The organism is Allobosea sp. NPDC055594 (genome assembly GCF_053618995.1).
In genome coordinates, this window is the sequence record NZ_JBSHIO010000009.1 from 71,054 (window position 1) to 91,068 (window position 20,015).

16 protein-coding genes are annotated in these 20,015 nt (G+C 66.9%); 8 read left to right on the top strand and 8 right to left on the bottom strand.

The genetic code is table 11. The features are described 5' to 3' along the window. Positions 1-243: 243 nt before the first annotated feature. Positions 244-2,376 (top strand): ATP-binding protein, encoded by a 2,133-nt coding sequence (locus tag ACWGRX_RS18560; RefSeq protein ID WP_452118744.1) that lies wholly within the window; start codon positions 244-246, stop codon positions 2,374-2,376. Between the two features lie 84 nt (positions 2,377-2,460). Beyond that, entirely contained in the window at positions 2,461-3,153 is a 693-nt protein-coding gene (locus ACWGRX_RS18565) for a response regulator (RefSeq protein ID WP_452118745.1), read from the top strand. A gap of 7 nt (positions 3,154-3,160) precedes the next feature. Here ACWGRX_RS18565 and ACWGRX_RS18570 read toward each other — a convergent pair whose 3' ends face one another. The 3 genes from ACWGRX_RS18570 to ACWGRX_RS18580 form a co-directional block, all read right to left on the bottom strand. Beyond that, on the bottom strand, positions 3,161-3,574 hold the full coding sequence (locus ACWGRX_RS18570) for a hypothetical protein (protein ID WP_452118746.1): 414 nt from the start codon (positions 3,572-3,574) through the stop codon (positions 3,161-3,163). 23 nt (positions 3,575-3,597) lie between these two features. After that, entirely contained in the window at positions 3,598-4,134 is a 537-nt protein-coding gene (locus ACWGRX_RS18575) for a hypothetical protein (RefSeq protein ID WP_452118747.1), read from the bottom strand. A 219-nt stretch (positions 4,135-4,353) separates the two neighbouring features. After that, positions 4,354-5,460 carry a helix-turn-helix transcriptional regulator gene (locus ACWGRX_RS18580; protein ID WP_452118748.1) on the bottom strand — a complete coding sequence of 369 codons (1,107 nt, stop codon included), beginning with the start codon at positions 5,458-5,460 and terminating at the stop codon, positions 4,354-4,356. Between the two features lie 573 nt (positions 5,461-6,033). On the opposite strand from ACWGRX_RS18580, the gene ACWGRX_RS18585 reads away from it, so the two are divergent. The 6 genes from ACWGRX_RS18585 (at position 6,034) to ACWGRX_RS18610 (ending at position 14,069) form a co-directional block, all read left to right on the top strand. Then, positions 6,034-7,317, top strand: coding sequence for a GNAT family N-acetyltransferase (locus tag ACWGRX_RS18585; protein WP_452118749.1), 1,284 nt, complete (start codon positions 6,034-6,036; stop codon positions 7,315-7,317). A 197-nt stretch (positions 7,318-7,514) separates the two neighbouring features. Next, a complete protein-coding gene (locus ACWGRX_RS18590; RefSeq protein WP_452118750.1) occupies positions 7,515-8,618 on the top strand; it encodes a GNAT family N-acetyltransferase in 1,104 nt (367 codons plus the stop codon). 7 nt (positions 8,619-8,625) lie between these two features. After that, entirely contained in the window at positions 8,626-9,834 is a 1,209-nt protein-coding gene (locus ACWGRX_RS18595) for an FAD-dependent oxidoreductase (protein ID WP_452118751.1), read from the top strand. A gap of 28 nt (positions 9,835-9,862) precedes the next feature. Beyond that, positions 9,863-11,026 (top strand): GNAT family N-acetyltransferase, encoded by a 1,164-nt coding sequence (locus tag ACWGRX_RS18600; protein WP_452118752.1) that lies wholly within the window; start codon positions 9,863-9,865, stop codon positions 11,024-11,026. A 215-nt stretch (positions 11,027-11,241) separates the two neighbouring features. Then, positions 11,242-12,609 carry an O-antigen ligase family protein gene (locus ACWGRX_RS18605; RefSeq protein WP_452118753.1) on the top strand — a complete coding sequence of 456 codons (1,368 nt, stop codon included), beginning with the start codon at positions 11,242-11,244 and terminating at the stop codon, positions 12,607-12,609. Then, the gene (locus ACWGRX_RS18610; RefSeq protein WP_452118754.1) at positions 12,591-14,069 is read left to right on the top strand and encodes a right-handed parallel beta-helix repeat-containing protein; all 1,479 of its coding nucleotides are present in this window, start codon (positions 12,591-12,593) and stop codon (positions 14,067-14,069) included. The genes ACWGRX_RS18605 and ACWGRX_RS18610 overlap by 19 nt, the downstream gene beginning before the upstream one ends. Positions 14,070-14,084: 15 nt before the next feature. Here the strand turns inward: ACWGRX_RS18610 and ACWGRX_RS18615 are convergent, their stop codons facing one another. From ACWGRX_RS18615 to ACWGRX_RS18635, 5 genes are all read right to left on the bottom strand, one after another. After that, positions 14,085-15,170 carry an acyltransferase family protein gene (locus ACWGRX_RS18615; RefSeq protein ID WP_452118755.1) on the bottom strand — a complete coding sequence of 362 codons (1,086 nt, stop codon included), beginning with the start codon at positions 15,168-15,170 and terminating at the stop codon, positions 14,085-14,087. 222 nt (positions 15,171-15,392) lie between these two features. Then, on the bottom strand, positions 15,393-16,865 hold the full coding sequence (locus tag ACWGRX_RS18620; protein WP_452118756.1) for an exopolysaccharide biosynthesis polyprenyl glycosylphosphotransferase: 1,473 nt from the start codon (positions 16,863-16,865) through the stop codon (positions 15,393-15,395). 45 nt (positions 16,866-16,910) lie between these two features. After that, entirely contained in the window at positions 16,911-17,903 is a 993-nt protein-coding gene (locus ACWGRX_RS18625) for an NAD-dependent epimerase/dehydratase family protein (protein WP_452118757.1), read from the bottom strand. Between the two features lie 39 nt (positions 17,904-17,942). Then, positions 17,943-18,770, bottom strand: a complete 828-nt coding sequence (locus ACWGRX_RS18630) for a WecB/TagA/CpsF family glycosyltransferase (RefSeq protein WP_452118758.1) — start codon at positions 18,768-18,770, stop codon at positions 17,943-17,945. Next, positions 18,767-19,747 (bottom strand): UDP-glucuronic acid decarboxylase family protein, encoded by a 981-nt coding sequence (locus ACWGRX_RS18635; RefSeq protein ID WP_291647747.1) that lies wholly within the window; start codon positions 19,745-19,747, stop codon positions 18,767-18,769. The genes ACWGRX_RS18630 and ACWGRX_RS18635 overlap by 4 nt, the downstream gene beginning before the upstream one ends. Positions 19,748-20,015: the final 268 nt, after the last annotated feature.

Below are 20,015 nucleotides of genomic sequence, written 5' to 3' on the forward strand. Positions count from 1 at the left end.
TAACGAGGATACGCGCCGGATGACGCAGAAGTCATAAGGGTTAGGTTCCACAGGAACTCGCCGAATACGCGGTCGACAAGGTCAGGGATCGCTGCGATGCTGTCCTGCGGCTTGCAGTGGGGACCGTCACGGGAGCGATGCCCAGCTCCGGAATGTGGCGGCTGGCGTTGGACGATGGTGTTCTGGCTTCCGAGCCGCATATTGCAGATTGCCGTCGTCATTTGCCTTGCAGCAACGCTCGGGGTGCTCGTGACCGTTCTGCGGCAGCCTTGGCTCGGCCTGACGCTTGTCGGCGAGCCATCCGGCGACAAGATTCTGATCACCGCTGTCCATGCCGGTGGCCCGGCGCAAGGCAAGGTCGAACCGGGACAATTCCTGGCAATAGCCCGCTCCGCTACTCCTGAGACCGCCATCAGCCTGATCGCGACCGACGTCATCGAAGAACCCGATGTCATCGACAGCTACGAGCTGATCAGGGCCTTCTTCGCCAGGCAGTCGCTCCTGGCCTCGGTCCTCGCTTCCGGCGAGGTCGCGCTGCATGTCGCGACGCCGGACGGCGCGCCGTCGATCCTGACGATCGCCCCATCACAACGGCCGCTGACGACGCTGCCTTCGGCGTTCTGGGTGCAGATCGTCACCGGCCTGGGCTCGCTGCTCATCGGCGCCTGGGTACTGGCCTTGCGCCCCCGGGACCTGTCGACCCGGCTCTTCGCCCTGTCGGGTGCGATGATCATGCTCTCGGCCTTCGCGGCGGCGATCTACTCCTCGCGTGAGCTCGCCATCGACGGCAGCCTGTTCCGCTTCCTCGCCGCGCTCAACAATATCGGCGCGGTCGGTTTCGGCATCGTGGTCATCTGCCTGTTCCTGGTCTATCCGCGCCGGCTCGTCCCCAATTGGGTGCTGGGCCTTCTCAGCGGCACGGTGGCGCTCTGGATCCTGCTCAACCTCGCCCATGCCCTGCCGAGCCCGCAAATGGGCGCGCAATTGCCGACCCTTCTCGAGATGCTCGCCATTATCGGCCTGATCATCGTCCAGCGTTTCGCCGTGCGCCGCGATGCGCGCGGCCGCGCCATGCTGCGCTGGATCGGGCTTTCGGTGATCATCGGCGCCCTGCCCTTCATAATGCTGATCAGCAGCCCCGTGCTGTTCGACACTGCCCCCGCCGTCCAGCAGGGGCACGCCTTCGGCTTCTTCCTGCTGATCTATGCCGGCCTCGCGCTCGGTGTCTCGCGATACCGGCTGTTCGACCTCGACGAATGGGCGTTCCGGATTCTCTTCTATGCCGGCGGCCTGCTGCTGCTTCTGGCGGCCGACGGCCTGCTGATCATGCTGCTCCATCTGCAGCCGACCGCCTCGTTCGGCCTGTCGCTGCTGCTGGTCGGCTTCGCCTATCTGCCGCTGCGAAGCCTGCTCTGGGAACGGCTGGTCGAGCGGCGCAGCGTCGAGCGGCACGAACTGTTCCAGGTGGTCATCGACATCTCCTTCACGGGCTCCGCCACGGAGCGCTCGCGGCTCTGGCGCTCGCTGCTCGGCCGCCTGTTCGAGCCGGTCGATCAGGTCGTGACGAGCGAGGCCGTCGCCCAGGCCGCGATCCTGCGGGACGGGCTCGACCTCGCGGTTCCCGCAGTCGCCGACACGCCGGCGCTCACCCTGCGCTATGGCTGGGCCGGGCGGCGCCTGTTCGGCTCGCGGGACGCCAAGCTCGCCGAGCAGCTCGTCAGGATGATGCGCTATTCCGAAGCGAGCCGCAGCGAGTACGAGCGTGGCCGGACGGAAGAGCGCCACCGCATCGCCCGCGACCTGCATGACGATGTCGGAGCGCGCCTGCTCTCGGGCCTGCACAAGAGCGGGGTCGACGACGTGCAGCGGGTCCTGCGCGACGCGCTCGCCGACATCCGCTCGATCGTCGGCGGGCTGTCCGCCGACTGCCTGCCGCTCTCGCAGGTTCTCGCCGCCTTGCGGCACGAGACCGGAGACAGGCTCGACATGGCCGGCATCGAGCTGAGCTGGCTGCTCGAAGGCGAGGAGGAGAGCGACTGCCTGCTCGACTACCCCGTCTATCGCGGCCTGATCTCGCTTCATCGCGAGATCATCACCAACGTCATTCGCCATGCCCATGCCCGTGCGGTCGAGGTCAGGCTGCGCCTGTCGGAGGGCATGCTGTCGATGCGCATCCGCGACGACGGCGACGGCATACCGCCGTCGACGGAGGAGGCACGGACCGGCCACGGGCTTCTCGGCATCCGGCGACGCATCGCCGAACTCGGCGGGGAGATCGCCTTCGAGCCGGTCGAGCACGGCACCAGCATCGCGATCTCGCTGCCGCTGCGCAGCATGGCGCATGGCGGTGAGCCGGCCAGGACGGCGCAGCCATGATCCCCGCGATCGCGGGGTCGCGAGCGGATCAGGCGGAGCCTATCGTCGCGATCCGTGCCCCTTCCCGGTGATGGCGCAACCTGCATGACGGACAGAACAGAGCCGCAGCACCGCGCCGACCGCACCGGCCTCGTCGTCGAGGACAGGCCCGACACCAGGCGCTGGCTCGTGGCGATGCTGAAGGCCGCCTTTCCCGGGATCACCGTACGCGAGGCGACATCCATGGCGAGCGCGCGGGCACGGCTGCGCGACGAGCGGGGACGCGACCGCGCCGAGGGCCCGCAGGATATCGCGCTCGTCGACATCGGCCTGCCGGACGGCTCCGGCATTGACCTCATCCGCGAGATCGCGGCGCAGCATGCGCGTTTCAGCCCGATCGTGACCACGATCTATGACGACGACCAGCATCTGTTCGAGGCCATCGCGGCCGGGGCCCAGGGCTATCTGCTGAAGGACCAGCACGAGGATACGATGGTGCGCTACCTGCACCGGATCGACGCCGGCGAGCCGCCCCTGTCCCCCTCCGTCGCCCGGCGGATCATGACGCATTTCGCGCGCCGGCAGCCCGAGCCCGCCGCCGAGCCGGTGATGCTGACGCCACGCGAACAGGAGGTGCTCGCCCTGATCGGAAAGGGGCTGCGTATCCCCGAAGCCGCCCAGGTTCTGGGCCTCACCTCCCATACCGTCGCCGGCTATGTAAAGAGCGTCTATCGCAAGCTCAACGTCTCGTCGCGGGCGGAGGCGGCAATCGAGGCGGTCCGGCGCGGAATCGTCTGAGCAAAGATCAGCCGGGCGCGGCCGGGCGATCCAGCCGATAGGCGAGTGCCGAAAGGAAGCCGCCGATCCCCGCCACGAACACGGCCAGACCGATGGCGCCTTCGTCCTCGAACAGATAGCCGGCGTAAGCGGCCCCCCACCAATTGCCGGCGAGCGTCCCGACGACGACCAGCAGGAGGCGACGGCCGCGCCGCCAGCGCAGGACAAGACGGTCCGAGACCGGCAGGGCGATCAGGGCGGCCGGCGCGACAATGGCCAGAAGATGGAGCAGCGCGGCGGCGAGGGGAGCAAAGCCATGGCTGGCAATGCTGAGGAAAAGCAGCATGGGGAAGAACAGGCCGCCGGTCGAGACCGAGAGCACGATCGCGGCGGCCAGCAGACCGCCGACCAGCCCGACCAGCAGGGCCCACAGGGATCGCACGGGCCAGGTACCGGGCAAGGCTGTCAGCGTCGCCCGCATGCGGCCAGCACGAAGGCCGAACGGCTGACGAGCTCACGCTCGCCGCTGCCGCCGAGCTCGGCGGAATCGTACCAGAGCGCCGGGCCGAGATCGGGCAGGAAAAGGATGGCCGGCGCGACTGATCCGGCCCGGGGAGCGTCCGCGATCTCGGTCAGGTCGCAACGCAGGGGAATGAGGCGCAATGGCGTGGCCGGCTCGGCTGTGTCCGGCGCGTCCGCGATGGGCTGGCCGCGCTCGGCGGGAGCGACGCTCGACGGGTCGCGGATCGCTTCAAGCGTCAGGCCACCATAGCCATTGGCGGCCTGAATACGGAACCAGTAGCTCTGCCGGGCCGTGCGAACGCGCAGGAACAGATTGGAGGCGGCAGAGCCGAACGATCCGGCCGCCAGCAAGGCCAGCTCTGTCCCCTTGTCGCCCCGCTGGACGTAGCGCGCGGATTCCGCCGCACAGGGCCCGGCGGCAAGGGCGCCGGGCATTATGGCAGGCGTCAGGACGGCCAGACAGGCAAGGCGGGCGCGCATCGAAACCTCGCGGATCTTCGCGGACAGCCTAGGGAGCCAGCCGTCACCGCTCCATCCCCGGAACAGGGGGCTCTGTATCGCGAGGATTCCCGACATCCGGACCGGGGGATGCGCAGCTCAAAACCACGGCGGTGTCCTCTCCAGGAAATGACCTCAAGGCAATCCACGAAGCCGGGTCAACTCCATCCGCCCCGCCCCCCCAGATCAGTCAAAGCACTGCTATGATCCGCGCATGCGCTCGATGAGCTGGAGCAACTCGCTCTGACGACGGGTGTGTGTTTTCGAGAAGATCGCCTTCAAATGGTCGCGCACCGTTCCTGAGGTGATCCCGAGCGTCTGGGCGGCGGAAACAGGGTCCTCCCCCGCAGCGAGGAGGAGCGCCGTACGCGCCTCGGCTGGCGTCAGGCCGAATGCTTCGCGCAGTTTCTCCGGCGTCGGCAGCTTGCTGCTCTCGAGGTCATTCACGGTCAGCAGGGCCCTGGCGCCGGTGAGGATATCCGAAAGGCCGGCGATGATCGGCATGGCCTTGACGATGAGCGGCCGGCGCCCCAGTCGACGAAGCGCCATCCAATGCGGCTCCGTCCGGGTAACGGAGATGCCCGGCGCCAGGACCGCGGCGATGAGCGCCTGCAGCCGTTCACTGTTTTCCGCATGCGTCGTGCGCAGCACCCCATGCGACAGGGTGAAGTCCGACCCGAGCAAAGCCCTTGCATTGGTATTGAGGCGGATGACCCGCCCGGCCGCATTGAGGAGGAACGCAGGCCTTTCAATCAGATCCATCGTATCGAGCACAGCTTCGGCGCGCTGGGTCGACAGCGTTTCGATCAAGGTCAACACGCGAGCCAGATGGTGCCGAAGACCCGACAGAGGTCGCAACTCCTCATATGTGAAAGCGTCTTGCCTGGAGTTCCTGAGCATGACCAGGCCGTAATGCTGGCCATCTCGCGAGAACCCCAGCGTACCCCACCACGGCAGGTCCCAAGGACGGAGCCATTCGTTATGGTAGGCGCTGTTGCGCCGCTCCTGCTCGGTGGAGACGTCGTGCTCGATCAGCACTTTCCGCCCTTGGCGGAGAAGCGGCCAGGCGCGGTAACCCCGCAAGTCGCGCTTGTACCAACCGCTGTCGAGAAAGTCGTCGATTGGAGCGACCAGTTCGGGCGAAACCGGCCTCGCGATCAACGTCTTGCTGCCGACATCGGTCGCCAGGCACGCCCCGACAGCATTGGCCGAGCGAGCAATGTCGTTCAGGACGTCCGGCCAGGTCTCCGGGGCGACCACGACATTGTAGAGCTTCTCGAGATCGAGGCCGTTGTCCTTCTCGCCCATGGCTTGTCCTCGATACCCGCACACGACATGCGAAGCAGCCCTCATCAACTGGCGACGCGGGCACCCCACCCCAATCGGGATATGTCGAACCTAGGGGAATTTGTAGCTTAGAGAGGCGTTTTCGACGCGATCAAAATTTCATAACCTAGAATTTATTCTTATCCATCTCCGCGAATTCGGCTGCAACGCACAATTTTTCGTTCCATAGGATCAGTGTGCTGAACGCCGGTCTTCGCTTCTTTCGCCGTCCACTTCCAAACCTCCCAGCTTTTCTCGATGCAACGGCCCCTGGGGACCCGACGGCCCAGCTTCAGGCCGTTCAGTTGCAGGCGCTGCTGCGGATCGGACGACGGAAGCACTCCGTCGCCTGCCGGGCCGCGACCAATGCGAAGCGCTGACCGCACCCCCGACATTTCCGCGGCAGTCGGCACGGCGTGCGGTGTTGCCGCCTGGATCGATCCACGGGGCGCGCTCCGGTCGGAGTACCGCGTCAAAATGGGGTTAACCCGTTTGCCAGAAGCGCCCTCGAAGGGCGGAACCGTATAATGGCGCCAACCCTCGGGGAGAGCGCTGGTGCAACAGGGTCCCGTCGATCTTGTGGACGAGTCACGCCGTCACGTTGCGCGGCAGGTGATGGATGACCTCGGCGAGGCGACCATCTCGGTCGAAATCACCACGCCGGAGCGTCTGGCAACGATCGAGCGGGAATGGCGCGACCTTTCAGGCCGCGCTCTGGCCGACAACGCCTTTCTGGAGCCGTCGCTCATCGCAGCGGCAGCCGATACGCGCGCGGCCGAGATCGCGGTACTGCTGGCCTGGAGCGCGCCGCAGCCCGATACACCCAGTCGACTGGTCGGTCTCTGGGCGCTGGCGCGCCAGCACGCATTTCCGTTTCTGCCGGTGCCGATGCTCAAGACGCCGGTGCTCGACCACGCCTTTCTCGGCACCCCCGTGCTCGACCGCGACAACGCCGCCGCGGCTTTTTCGGGCATGCTGGACGCGATCGCCACAGAGCGCTCGCTGCCGGATACTCTGAGCATCGGAAGCCTCGATGCGAGCGGGCCCGTCGCCGCTGTCGTCGCTGACGTCCTGGCGCGGCGCGGCTCATCCAGCACCCGGCTCGAAACCCGGCTTCGTCCCGCGCTGCTTAAATCGGTCGCAGGCAGCGGGGCCAGCCCGGTCGCGCCCAGCCGCGCCAAGGCGCTGCGCAAGAAGCAGCAGCGACTCGGGCGCCAAGGCCTCGTCAGCTGCACGCGGCATGCGGGCGACAGCGAGATCGCGCCGGCCATCGAAGAATTCCTCACGCTCGAGGCTTCGGGCTGGAAGGGGCGCAAGAGCAGCCGTGGGCAGGCGATCCTGCGCACGCCGGCGCTGGCGAGCTTCTTCAAACGGACGATCGTCGCGCTGGCGAACCGCGATCAGGCCCAGATCATCGCCCTGCGCCTCGACGGGCGGGCCATCGCCATGCAGGTCACCGTCCAATCCGGCGAGACGGCCTTCACCTGGAAGTCCGCCTATGACGAAGCCCATCGCGCCTGTGCCCCCGGGCTGCTGCTGCACCAGGAGGTCACCAACCGCTTTCTCGCCGACCCCGCCTTGCATGCGATCGATTCCTGCAATCATCACGATACCGGTCACATGGCCGAATTCTGGGCCGGCCGGCGTGAGGTCTCGGACCTGATCATCACAGTGCGGCCGCAGCGAAGCCTGGCCTTCGGACTGGTCAGCACGGTGGAGATCGCCCATCGCCGCCTGCGCGCTATGGCTCGGCGCATGCGCGCGCTGCTGCAGGCGGCAAGGCAGCACCACGCCGCCCCGGCTGTGCCGGCGGGCAAGGCCGGCAAGGTGCAGCCGTGAGCGAAAGCGCTGCCCTGCCGCGCTTCAGCCGGGTCTCGCCAGCGGGTGAACCGCTCCGTTTCGCAGATGATCAGGCAGCAAGCCCGTCGCGGCCGGCGCAGACGCCACGGATACAGCTGGCGAGCGCCCGCGACTTTGCCGACCTGCGGGACGATTGGGCCGATCTGGTCAGCCGCGCAGCAATCCCGAACGTCTTCATGGACCCAGCCGTAGCAACGGCATTCGCCTGCGCCTGGCCGGATCGGGTGCGGGTCCTGTTGGCCTGGACCGACGATCAGGAGGCGGAAGTCCCGCCGCGGCTTCTCGGCGCCTGGCTGCTGGTGGAGCGTCACACCCGGCTGAGCTGGCCCTGGAAGGCCCTGGTCTGCCCGCCGGGGCCGGTCGCCTATCTCGGAACGCCGGTCATCGACGGCAGACAGGTCACGACAGTCCTTGCCGCGATGCTGGCGGCGATCCGCCGGATGCCGGAGCTGCCCAAGCTGATCCAGGCCGGCGACATGTCGGGGGGCTCCGCGGTGACGGAGGCTCTGGAGACCGTGCTGGACGGCGGAGCCGGCAGTGCGCGGCTGCTGGAGACGCGGATTCGCGCCGGCCTGACCTCTTCCGACGACCCGAAGGCCTTTTGGGCCGCCTCGATGTCGCCGCGGCGGCTACAAGGCTTCGCCCGCAAGCGACGCCAGCTGAGCAAGGAGGGCGAGCTGGCGCTGAGCTTCGTCGACGAGCCAGCCGCAGTCGCGACCGCGCTGGAGGAGTTTCTCCGGCTCGAGGCCTCGGGCTGGAAAGCCGCGCGCCACAGCGCGCTCGCATCCAATCCGAACACCGGGCGTTTTGCCCGCGAGCTGGTTCTCGGCCTGGCAGAGCGTCGGCTGGTCAGGATCGAGGCGCTGCGGCTGGACGGGAAGCCGATCGCGATGTGGGTGGTGCTGCTGTGCGGAGACGCAGCCTTCACCTGGCGCACCGCTTATGACGAGACCTATAGCCGCTTCTCGCCCGGCGTTCTGCTGCTCGAGCATACGACGATGCGCCTGCTCGCCGATCCGACGATCAGCTTCACTGATTCCTGCAATCACCGCGACACCGGTCAGCAGGCCGAACGCTGGCCGGAGCGCCACGAAGTGCGCGATCTGCTGATCGACGTCGAGCCCGGCCGAAAGCTGCGCCTGCTCTTCCTGGCGAGCCGCGAGAAGGCCTACCGACGCGGCCGCGAGGCGGCGCGACAGCTCTACCATCGTTTGCGCCCCACCCTCGCCCAGCTCCGGCGCCGGCTACGTGGCGAGGCTGCCAAAGACCCGCAAGAGTGAGGACGCCATGGCGCGCTCGGCAGACATCGTAATCGTCGGAGGCGGGCTTGCCGGTGCAAGCGCCGCCGTGATGCTCGGCCGCACGGACCACGACGTCCTCCTGATCGACCCCCATGATCCGCCGCGGCCGGATTTCCGCTGTGAGAAATTCGACCCCTCGCAGATCCGCCTGCTGCGGCGCATGGGCCTCGACGGGCTGGTCCTGCCGGCGGCGACGCAGAATCGCGAGCTCTGGGTCGCACGGCTCGGGCGCCTCGCCGACAAGCTCGCCGTCGAGCAATACGGCATCCTCTACCAGCCGCTGGTGCGTGCAGTCCGGCGGGGCATTCCGCCGCAGGTGCGCTTCCTGAACGGGACCGTGGCGGCGATCAGCCTGAGCGACGACGAGCAAACGGTCACGCTCGCGGATGGCGAGGTCGTGACGGCCCGGCTTGTCGTGCTCGCCAACGGACTGAATCGCGCCCTGCGAGGCTCGCTGGGAATAGGCTGCCAGACGCTCAGCCAGACTCATTCGGTCACGATCGGCTTCGATGTCGTGCCGACCGCGAGCGCGCGCCTGCCCTTCGACTCCCTGACCTATTACGGCGAACGGCCACAGGATCGCATCGCCTATCTCACCCTGTTCCGTCTCGGCACGGTGATGCGCGCCAACCTGATGACCTATCGCGGCCTCGACGATCCCTGGCTCAAAGCGATCCGCGAAACGCCGGAAGCCGCGCTGACGAGCGTTATGCCGCGGCTGGCTGCGCTGATCGGTCCCTTCGCGATCCAGGGCACGGTACGCGTGCGACCGGCCGATCTCTATGTCTCGACCAATGTCGAACAGCCGGGCGTGGTGCTGGTCGGCGACGCCTTCGGCACCTCCTGTCCGGCGGCTGGAACCGGCACGAACAAGGTGCTGTGCGATGTCGAGCGGCTCTGCTCGGTGCATGTGCCACGCTGGCTGGCGACGCCCGGCATGGGAGCGAGCAAGATCGCCTCCTTCTACGCCGACCCGGAAAAGCGTGCGACCGACCTGTCCTCGCGCCGCGCGGCCTATGCGCTGAAGGCCCGTTCCCTCGCCGATGGCCCCCTCGGACACGCAGCCGGCTACGCACGCTATGTCGGCCGTCTGGCCAAGGGATTCACGCGCCGCGGGCTAGTGCGCCTGCGCAGCCTGTCGCAGCAGGCTGGCAGACTCTCCTGGAGACGCGGCCCGGCACAGGCTGGCCGATGAAATCTCTTGATCTGCGGGAGGCGGCAGCATGAACGAGTCCGTGCCTTCGATTCATTTCCTGTCCGCGGTCGACTGGCCGGAGACGACGTTGCGCTGCGAGGAGGCGGCCTGGGACGCGGAACTGCTCGGCCCCTGGCGCGACCTCGAACGACGCAGCTCCAGCACCAGCTTCTTCCAGAGCCCCGACTGGTGCGAGGCATGGGTCGAGGCGGCGCGGGCCTGCGGTCAGCCGGAAACGCCCCGGATCGCGACAATCTGGCGCGGCCGAACGCTGGTGCTGCTCTGGCCTCTCTCCGTCCGGCGGCTCTCATTCTGCCGGATCCTGCATCATCTCGGCGAGCCCGCGACCCAATATGGCGACGTGCTGATCGACAAGCGGGAAGATCGCGACCTGCTGTTCGGCATCGCCTGGGACATGGTCCGCAACTGGCATGATGTCGACACCATCGAGCTGCGCCGCGTCCGCGACGACACGGCGCTCGCCAGCCAGCTCGCCCGACATCGGGTGGCAGGCTCGCAGGCGAGTGCGCCGATGCTCGATTTCCGCAGCCTCGACGGCGGCAGCGCCGACGGCCAGCGCACGGGCCGCACGCGTCAGGCGCTGCGGCGGCATCAGCGCCAGCTCGCGGAACATGGGCCGGTCAGCTTCGCGCTGGCACAGCGGCCGGAGGAGCAATGCCTGCTGCTCGAGCACGCATTCGCGCTGAAGCGGGTCTGGCAACAGGAGAAGGGGGCCGTCAGCGCCGGCTACGCTCATGGTGCGAGCCTGGGCTGCCTGCTACGTCTCGCCAGGGAGGGCTGGCTTCTGGCGGCCTATATGCGTACCGGCGACGAGATCGCCGCCATCGAGATCGGCGCCGTCAGCCAGGGACGCTACTGGTCCCTGGTCCAGAGCTACGACCTACGCTTCGCGAAACACGCTCCCGGCCGGCTGCTGTTCTGGCATCTGCTGGAATGCTGCCCGGAACTCTCGATCGACGTCTTCGACTTCCTGGCGCCGGCGCATCGACACAAGCTCGAATGGGCGAACAGGGAGGTCCCGATCGCGGACTATCTCATCCCGGTCTCGCGGCGCGGCCGCCTCGCCGCCACCTATCTCGGGCGTATCCGTCCGGTGCTGCGTGAATGCTACCACCTCCTACCCTCCGGGCTGCGCCAGCATGCCGGAAAGCTGCTGCACCGGTTGGGCTGAAGGCCATATCGGCCGCATTGCTGCGCCAGCCGGGGTACCTCCGCCGCCCGCTCGACGGCCTGCCCCCGACACGTCTTCAATGGCCTGGAGCAGTTTCGAGCGAAGCGAGCGCCGGTTCGCATGAAGAAAACGCGATAAAATAGAGGATTGGAGCGTTTCCCCGATTCCACGAAAACGGAAACGCCCTGGCGACGAGAAAATGAGAGGCGCCGAGCATGCCGCTACACCTCTCTGTCGAGATGCCGGCCAGCTTCGCCGCGGCACCGCGAGCACGGGCGCGGCCGGATTGGGGCGATCGCTATCTCGGGCTGCTCTGCTTCGTGCTGGCGGGCTACGCGATCTTCGGCAAGGGCTTCGCCTATGTCGGCGTGCCGCCGCTGTTCATCGGCGAGATCACGCTCGTGCTCGGCGTGCTCGCCTTGATGGCATCGCGCAGCTGGATCGCCATGCTGATGACTGTGCCGAGCCTCGCGCTCCTCGCCTTCATGGGATGGGTCGCGGTGCGGACCGTGCCGGGCATCCCGGTCCACGGTTTCGATGCGCTACGCGACAGCGTCATCGCGCTCTATGGCACCTTCGCCTTCATCATCGTCGCGCTGCTGCTGCAGAAGCCGGCACGGCTCGGCCGGCTGCTCGGCACCTATAGCCGGTTCGCCTTGCTCTACGGGCTTTCCGGCGCGGCCCTCGCCTATACCACCAGCTCGCTCTCGCATCTGCTGGCCTGGCCGTTCTCCGGCGTGCCGGTGGTCTATGTCCGCATGGGCGAGGCGGCAGTACATCTGTGCGGCGCGACCGTTTTCGTGCTGCTGGGCTTACGTCGCGTTCCCTGGCCCTGGCTCGTTGCCGTGCTCGTCGGCTTCCTGATGATCGCGATCAGCCGCGGGGCGATGCTCGCCTTCCTGCTACCGGTGCTTCTCGCGGCCGTACTCGGCGGTCAGGTGCGAAAGCTCATACCGATCGCGGCAGGAGGCGGCGCGGTGTTCGCGATCGTCCTGATGTTCGGCCTGCAGGTGGAGCTCGAAAGCGGGCGGGTGATCGGCCCGACCCAGCTGATCAACAATGTCGAGAGCATCGTCGGGCGCAGCGAGGCCTCCAATCTCGACGGCACCAAGACCTGGCGCCTGCGCTGGTGGCAGGCGATCCAGGACTACACGCTGCGCGGCCCGTATTTCTGGACGGGCAAGGGCTTCGGCGTAAATCTCGCCGAGGATGACGGCTATGTCGTCGGAGCGGAGGGGGGCGGTGCTCCGGTCCGGGCCCCGCACAACGTCCATCTCGGCATTCTGGCACGGGCCGGGGTGCCCGGACTCGGCCTCTGGATCGTGCTGCTGCTGTGCTGGTTCGGCATGCTCGTGCGCAGCCATCTCGCCGCGTTGCGCCATGGCGACGAGCGAGCTGCCAAACTGTTCATCTGGATTGGCTGCTACGGCCTGTCGATGCTGATCAACGCCTCCTTCGACGTCGCACTCGAAGGACCGATGCTGGGAATCTGGTTCTGGTCGATCATCGGACTCGGCATCGGCAGTTCGATGCTGCAGGATTTCGCGCAGCGCCGGAGGCCGGCATGGCCGCCGAGCACCTGAAGGCCGCGGCAGCAGGCATGCTGCTGCTCGCCGCCGCCCCGGCAAGCGCGGCGGCTCCGACGGCCCCCGAACCGCGGCCCGCCTCCGCCTGCCCGGCCGGCGCAATTCGCATCACGAGCGAGCACTCGCTCTCGCAGGCCGTCGCGACGGCACCGAACGGCACCGCCTTCTGCATCGAGGCCGGGCTGCACCGGCTGCAATCGGCCCAGCCGAAGCGCGGCCAGCGCTTCTTCGGCGAACCGGGCGCCATTCTCAGCGGAGCCGCGATCCTCGCTGGCTTTCGTGCCGTTGACGGCGTCTGGGTCGCCGCCGGGATCGCTGCGCCCGGCCCGGCCAACGGGGTCTGCAAGACCGGCTACGGAGCCTGCCAGTGGCCGGAAGCCCTTTTTCTCGACGGCAAGCCATTGCAGGCGGTCGCCGACCGCACGCAATTGCGGCCCGGCCGCTTCTTCCATGACCGGCTGCGCAACGAATTCCTGATTGCCGAAGCTCCCGAAGGGCGCCTGGTCGAGGTCGCGCGCGCCCGCTACGCCCTGTTCGGCGCCGCCGCCGACGTAACGGTCCAGGGGCTGGTCTTCGAGAAATACGCCAACCCGCCCCAGGAAGGCGCAGTCCGTGGCGACGGCCCGAACTGGCGGATAGAGGATTGCGACTTCAGGCTGAACAGCGGCGCCGGCGTCTCGGTCGGCCCTAACGGACAGGTCCTGCGCAGCAGGATCCACGACAACGGCCAGATCGGCGCCACGGCCGACGGCACCGACATCCTGTTCGAAGGCAACGAGATCTTCGGCAACAACCGTTCCGGCTTCGATCCGAGCTGGGATGCCGGCGGCATCAAGGTCACGGTCAGCCAGAACGTCATCTTCCGGAACAACAACGTGCACCATAATGACGGGCCGGGCCTGTGGTGCGACGAAAGCTGCGTGAACACCACCTTCGAGGGCAATCGCGTCGCCTATAACAGCTCGGCCGGGATCTTCTTCGAGCTCTCCTCGAAGGCCGTCATCCGCAACAATGTGCTCTGGCAGAACAATCAGGCCGGCGCGCCCTGGTACTGGGGCGCCGAGATCCAGATCGCGGCCTCGGAACAGGCGCTGGTCCACGACAATGTGCTGGTCGTGCGCGAATCCGGTCGCGCGATCATGCTGATCGACCAGAACCGCTGGAAGGTGGGCGGCGGCTTCTACAAGACACGCGACAACCGCGTCACCGACAACGAGATCACCTTCATGGGCCGCGGCTCGGCCGGCGGCGTCTCGGTCTCCGACCCGAGCGCGGAGAATTTCGCGATCATCGAACGCGGCGGCAACCTGTTCGACGGCAACCGCTACCGGACCATCACCGGCGCACCGCCACCGCGCTTCGTCTGGGGAACGGTGGAGATGGATTTTGCGAACTTCCGCGCCCGCGGCCAGGAAAAGCAGGGTAGCCTGACGGCCGGTGCCAGCGTTCCGCGCTGACCCCCTTCTTCCGCTTCAGCCCGGCTTCTTGGGGATCGGCGCCGGCGCAGTGGCCGCGCCGTGCGGCAGGAGCCGGAAACTGCGCAGGCGCCCGCCCGGCCGCAGCCAGCGATCCAGCGGCTTCTCGAGCGCAAGGTAGAAGGCCACGCCGATCGCGAGCGCCAGCGCCACCCCAACCAGCCGCACGACAACATCATAGCTCGCCGGCACGCCGAGGCCGCCGAGCAGCTTGCCGCCGGCCGAGAGCACGAACCAGTGCGAGAGATAGATGCTGAAGGAGGCTTCGCCGAGCAGCACCATGCCGCGCCCGAGCCGGCTGTCCTTCTGCAGTGCTTGCCGGCACAGGATGAAGCCGGCGAAAACGAGGCCGGCGGCGGCGATGCGCCAGAGCGGCATCAGCTTGCCCGAAGGCGCCTCCCAGACGGCCCAGAGCAGGAGCAGGGCCGGCGGCAGCACTTGCAGGGCGAGGTCGGCGGCCCGGCGTCCCTCCAGTTCGCGCACCAGCCAACCGAGGGCGAAGGCCAGCATGAAGGGATTGAAGACATGCGTCAGGAAAGCCGCGCCGAGCGTGCTCGCGCCGGGGACAGGCCCGGCGGGCCAGCCGAGCGCCAGGCCGACGGCGCCGAGCGCCGTCAGCAGCCAGGCAAGGCCGATCCGCGCACCACGCCCCGAGCCGACGGTCGCCAGCATCAGCGCCACGCCGAGATAGAACAGGATTTCGTGCTCGAGCGTCCAGCCGACGCCGAGGATCGGGAAGCCCTGCTGCGGCAGGATCAGGAAGGACTTCGCCATGTTGATCGGATCTGGGCTGAAGCCCATCAGATGCCAGGCCGGCTTGACCAGATAGACGAGGACCACGAGGCTGGTGAAGAACCAGTACATCGGTATCAGCCGCAGGACGCGCGCCGCAAAAAAGGCGCCGCCGGTGTCCTTCTCACCGACCCGCACGGCGATAACATAGCCGGAGACGATGAAGAAGAGCTCGACGCCGAGCGCCGAGAAGGGCTGATACCAGGACCGGGCGATCGCCAGATTCGAGAAATGCTTGGTCAGCAGGTCGGAATGACAGAGCACGACCTCGCCGGCGGCGAAGGCGCGCAACCACTGCAGCTCCAGACGTCGAGACGCTTGCACCGTTCCGCCCCTCACCGGCTCAGCCTGGCCGCGGCGGGAGGCCCCGGCTTCCGTCGCCTTTCGGAAACGCGGCGCATCGAAGCCGACGTCCCGGCCCTGCCTTCCGAGCGGCCATCTCGATCGGTTCTCCGCATCGCCTTTCTCTCCGCTTCCGGCGAGCCTGCCCGGCTCGGTCCTCTGCCGAGGGCTCTAGCGCGCCCCACGCGACGTCAGCACCGCCGGGAAGGTCTCGAGCAGGATGTAGATGTCGAGCCAGAGCGACCAGTTGCGGATGTAGAAGAGATCCTCCTCCTGCTGCACCTCAAGGTCGCCGCCGCTGCGCGAGCTGACCTGCCAAAGGCCGGTCAGGCCGGGCGGGACGCTGACCCGTATCGACTGGAAGCCGGGATCGAAGCTCGCCATGTGGTAGTCCGGGAACGGTCGCGGGCCGACCAGGCTCATGCCGCCGCAGACGATGTTCCAGAGCTGCGGCAGCTCATCGAGGCTGGAACGGCGCAGAAAATGGCCGATCACCGGCAGGATCCGCGGATCGTCCTTGAGCTTGAAGAAGCGCTCCCATTCGGCGCGCGCCTGCGGATTACGGTCCAGATGCTCCTGGAGCCGGCTTTCGGCGTCGGCATACATGGTGCGCAGCTTGAGGACGTTGAGCTCACGACCGTCGCGCCCGACGCGGCGCTGCCGATAGAAGGCATGGCCGGGATCGGCGATCTTCACCGCCAGAGCGAGCATCAGGATCAAGGGGGAGGCCAGCAGCAGCAGGGGCACGGTGACCATGAGATCGATCCAGCGCTTGATCGCGAGATGCCCCGGCTGGAACAGGTCGAAGCGGACCTCGAGACCGAGCGCCCCGCCGAGATTGCGCGTGTGCATGCCGACATTCGGCAACCCATCGGCGTTCTCGGCGACGACGACATGCGGCGCCCGGACATCCGACAGCGTGATCCCCGGCCAGCTCTCGCCCGGCAGCAGGGCCGCCGCCGCGACGATGACGACCTCGGCCTGTTCCGAGAGCCGGGCCAGATCCGCCGAGCCGCCCAGCATCGGAACCGGCCCAGCCTCGGCGCTTTCCACATCCGGCCGGTCGCCGATCAGGCCGATCGGGCGCAGCCCCAGCTTCGGATCGCGCAGCAGCCGCCTTGCCATCGCGTTGCAGAGCTCGGGCGGGCCGACAAGGATGGTCGGGGCGCCCCAGATCCCGGCCCGCGTCAGCAGATACCGGACGAGCCCTTCCATGTAATGGCCGATGACGAACAGCGCGCTCCCAAGCAGGAGGATCGCCGCCAGGCTCTCCGGCCCCTGCCAGGCGGCGAAGGCCAGCGCCGCCATCACCGAGAGCATCAGCGCGGCCTGCGCGCGCAACCGCAGGCGGTCGATCGGACAGGGCCCCCAGCAACCATAGATCCCGAACGAGGCATGCAAAGGCACCACGAGCGCGATCCCGGCCAGACCGGCTTCGAGGGCATCATGAAGCGCCGCCGGCGCGATCTGCATCGTCAGCGCGACCGCAAGCCCGGCGGCCAGGAGATCGCCGGTCACGAGCGCCGTCACCACGGCGATACGGCGGCGCGACCAGGCACCGCCCCGCCGCACCGATCGCGGGACCGACGGAACGCGCGTGGCGCTCAGTTTCGGCGAGGCAACCGAGGATATGGCCAGAGGCATGACGCGCACCCTCCCCCTTCCCAGCAATGACGCGCCGTTGCGGCGCTATTCGGCCGCCTGCACCTGCGGGGCTTCGGCCTTCCGGGTCAGCATCTCGGCGATCCAGCGATAGGTGGGCTTCAGCCCGTCCTTCAGCAGGATGCCGGGTTCCCAGCCGAGCACCTCGCGCAGGCGGGAATTGTCGCTGTTGCGCCCGCGGACACCCTGCGGGCGCGAGCGGTCATGCTGCTTGACGATGCGCTTGCCTGCGATCCCGGCGACCATGTCGACGAGCTGGTCGACGGAGACCAGTTCATCGGTGCCGAGATTCAGCGGCCGGTCGTAGTCCGAGCGCATGATGCGGAAGATGCCCTCGACGCAGTCGTCGACATGCATGAAGGAACGCGTCTGCTGGCCGTCGCCCCAGATCTCGATTGCGGCGCCATCGGCCGCGAGCGCAACCTTCCGGCAGATCGCCGCCGGCGCCTTTTCGCGACCGCCATCATAGGTACCGAGCGGCCCGTAGACATTGTGGAAGCGGACGGTGCGGGTCGGGAAGCCCCAGTCCTCGGTAAAGTACTGGCACATTTTCTCCATATAGAGCTTCTCGAGCCCGTAGCCCTCCTCCGGATCGGCCGGGAAGGCATCGTCCTCGCGCAGTGGCGTGACATCGGGCTTGTGCTGCAGATATTGCGGATAGATGCAGGCCGAGGAGGAAAACAGGAAGCGCTTTACCTCGGCCTCCCGCGCCGACTTCACCATGTTCACGTTGATCAGCGTGTTGTGCAGCGTGATCGCGGCATGGGACGAGGTGATGTAGCCAATCCCGCCCATATCGGCGGCGAGATGATAGACCTCGTCGACCCCTGCGACCGCCTTCTCGCAATTGCCGGGAAGCCGCAGATCGAGCAGCGCGAACTCATGTGCCTTGCTGGCCTCGTATTCCGGCGCCTTGATGTCGACCCCGCGTACCTTGTGGCCGTGAGCCACCAGATACGAGACGAGATGATGGCCGATGAAGCCGCCGGCGCCGGTGACCAATGCGATCTTGTCAGGCATGTCGCTCTCCAGCTCTGGATTGGAGGATTGGATACGGGTTCAGCCGGTGATCAGGCGGCGCAGGCGCCGCCGCGTACCCAGCCAGAAGGTCGTCGCCGAACGCCGGACGAGGTCTCCGCCGACCGCCGCGAGAAAGCCCGGCACGATGCGCAGATAGCGGCGGCCGAGGCGGCGCGGCTCCTGGCAGAGTCGGAACAGCCATTCGAGTCCGTTGCGCTGCATCCAAAGCGGGGCCTGGGCCTTGCGACCGGCCAGGAAATCGAAGGCGGCGCCGACGCCGATCAGCACCGGTGCGTCGAGGCGCGCGCCATGGCTCGCCATCCAGTATTCCTGCTTCGGCGTGCTGAGGCCGACCCAGACGATGTCGGGCTTGGCCGCATTGATCTGGGCCACGACATCGTCGTCCTCGTCGCTGGTCAGCAGGCGGAAGGGCGGGCACAGCGTCCCGGCGACGACGAGGCCGGGGCAATCGCGCTTGAGCGCCGCGGCGAGCTGATCGGCGACGCCCTTGTCGCCGCCATAATAGAATTGCCGGTAGCCCCGCTGGGCCGAAAGGGCGCTGAGCGCCCGCATCAGATCCGGCCCATAAACTCGCCGGGTATCGGCATGACCGAGCAGGCGCGAGACCCAGACCAGGGGCATGCCGTCCGGCGTCGCCATGCCGGCCTGGTTGTGGATCGCCCGCAGGACCGGGTCGCGTCGGCTCTCCATGACGCCATGCGCGCCGGTGATGCAGACATAATGGTGCTTGCCGGCCGCGATCCAGGACTCGATCGTGTCGAGCGCCCTGGGCAGGTCGATGGCAGCGACACGGACACCGAGAATCTCGACGCGTGGCAGCGGCGGGCGGGAGATCGGCGTGTTCATGCCACCACCTTCAGCTCCAGCGATTGCGGGGGAGCCGGGGCCTTCGCCAGGAGCTCGTCGAAATAGGCGATGGTGCGGGACAGGCCTTCCCGCAGCTCGACCCGCGGCTTCCAATGCAGCAGCTCGGAGGCGCGCCCGATATCGGGGCAACGCTGCCGGGGATCATCGGCCGGCAGTGGGCGGAAATCGAGCGCCGAGCGCGAGCCGATCAGTTCGATGATGGTTTCGGCGAGTTCGCGCACGCTGATCTCGTGCGGATTGCCGAGATTGACTGGACCGATCACGTCGCCATCGACGTTCATGAGCCGGATCAGCCCGTCGACGAGGTCGTCGACATAGCAGAAGGAGCGCGTCTGGCTGCCGTCGCCATAGAGCGTGATCGGCTCGTTGCGCAGCGCCTGCACGATGAAGTTCGAGACTACCCGACCATCCTTCGGATGCATGCGCGGGCCATAGGTATTGAAGATCCGGGCCACCCGGATGCCGAGGCCGTGCTGGCGCTGATAATCGTAGAACAAGGTCTCGGCGCAGCGCTTGCCTTCATCATAGCAGGCGCGCGGGCCGTTGATGTTGACCAGGCCACGATAGTCCTCGCGCTGCGGATGGACCTCGGGATCGCCATAGACCTCGCTGGTCGAAGCCTGGAGAATGCGGCAACGCAGACGCTTGGCGAGGCCGAGCATGTTGATCGCCCCCATGACACTCGTCTTCGTCGTCTGCACGGGGTCGTGCTGGTAGTGGATCGGCGAAGCAGGGCAGGCGAGATTGTAAATCTCGTCGACTTCGACATAGAGCGGAAACGTTATGTCGTGACGATGAACATCAAAATTCTTGTCAGAAAGAATATCTGCGATATTCCCACGATTTCCGGTGAAATAATTATCAACACAGACAACCTCATTTCCTTGGGCCAGTAATTTCCTGCAAAGATGAGAGCCCAGGAAACCAGCCCCTCCAGAAACCATAACCCGTTTCATTCTACTCTCCGGATTATTTATGTTGGCGGGATATCCATCCAAAGAAAGATAATATCGTGAATATATCTCTATAAATTTCGGAAATAAGCCCTCGCGATTTCGTATTTAAATTTAATTTTTACTTCGCATAACCAATTGTTAAGTATTTATAATTTCGAAATCAGACAATTGCTATTTCGAGGCATGCTCAATCAGCCACGCCCATCTTGCAGAGGTACTCCGTCGCACCGCCCCTGACGCGGCAGCCCTTTGGAGGGAGGTGCCGTCG

Coding starts and splice junctions, on each gene's coding strand:
- ACWGRX_RS18565 (WP_452118745.1), top strand. CDS start 2,461: ATGACGGACAGAACAGAGCCGCAGCACCGCGCCGACCGCACCGGCCTC.
- ACWGRX_RS18575 (WP_452118747.1), bottom strand. CDS start 4,134: ATGCGCGCCCGCCTTGCCTGTCTGGCCGTCCTGACGCCTGCCATAATG.
- ACWGRX_RS18580 (WP_452118748.1), bottom strand. CDS start 5,460: ATGGGCGAGAAGGACAACGGCCTCGATCTCGAGAAGCTCTACAATGTC.
- ACWGRX_RS18590 (WP_452118750.1), top strand. CDS start 7,515: ATGGACCCAGCCGTAGCAACGGCATTCGCCTGCGCCTGGCCGGATCGG.
- ACWGRX_RS18595 (WP_452118751.1), top strand. CDS start 8,626: ATGGCGCGCTCGGCAGACATCGTAATCGTCGGAGGCGGGCTTGCCGGT.
- ACWGRX_RS18600 (WP_452118752.1), top strand. CDS start 9,863: ATGAACGAGTCCGTGCCTTCGATTCATTTCCTGTCCGCGGTCGACTGG.
- ACWGRX_RS18605 (WP_452118753.1), top strand. CDS start 11,242: ATGCCGCTACACCTCTCTGTCGAGATGCCGGCCAGCTTCGCCGCGGCA.
- ACWGRX_RS18610 (WP_452118754.1), top strand. CDS start 12,591: ATGGCCGCCGAGCACCTGAAGGCCGCGGCAGCAGGCATGCTGCTGCTC.
- ACWGRX_RS18620 (WP_452118756.1), bottom strand. CDS start 16,865: ATGCCTCTGGCCATATCCTCGGTTGCCTCGCCGAAACTGAGCGCCACG.
- ACWGRX_RS18625 (WP_452118757.1), bottom strand. CDS start 17,903: ATGCCTGACAAGATCGCATTGGTCACCGGCGCCGGCGGCTTCATCGGC.
- ACWGRX_RS18630 (WP_452118758.1), bottom strand. CDS start 18,770: ATGAACACGCCGATCTCCCGCCCGCCGCTGCCACGCGTCGAGATTCTC.
- ACWGRX_RS18635 (WP_291647747.1), bottom strand. CDS start 19,747: ATGAAACGGGTTATGGTTTCTGGAGGGGCTGGTTTCCTGGGCTCTCAT.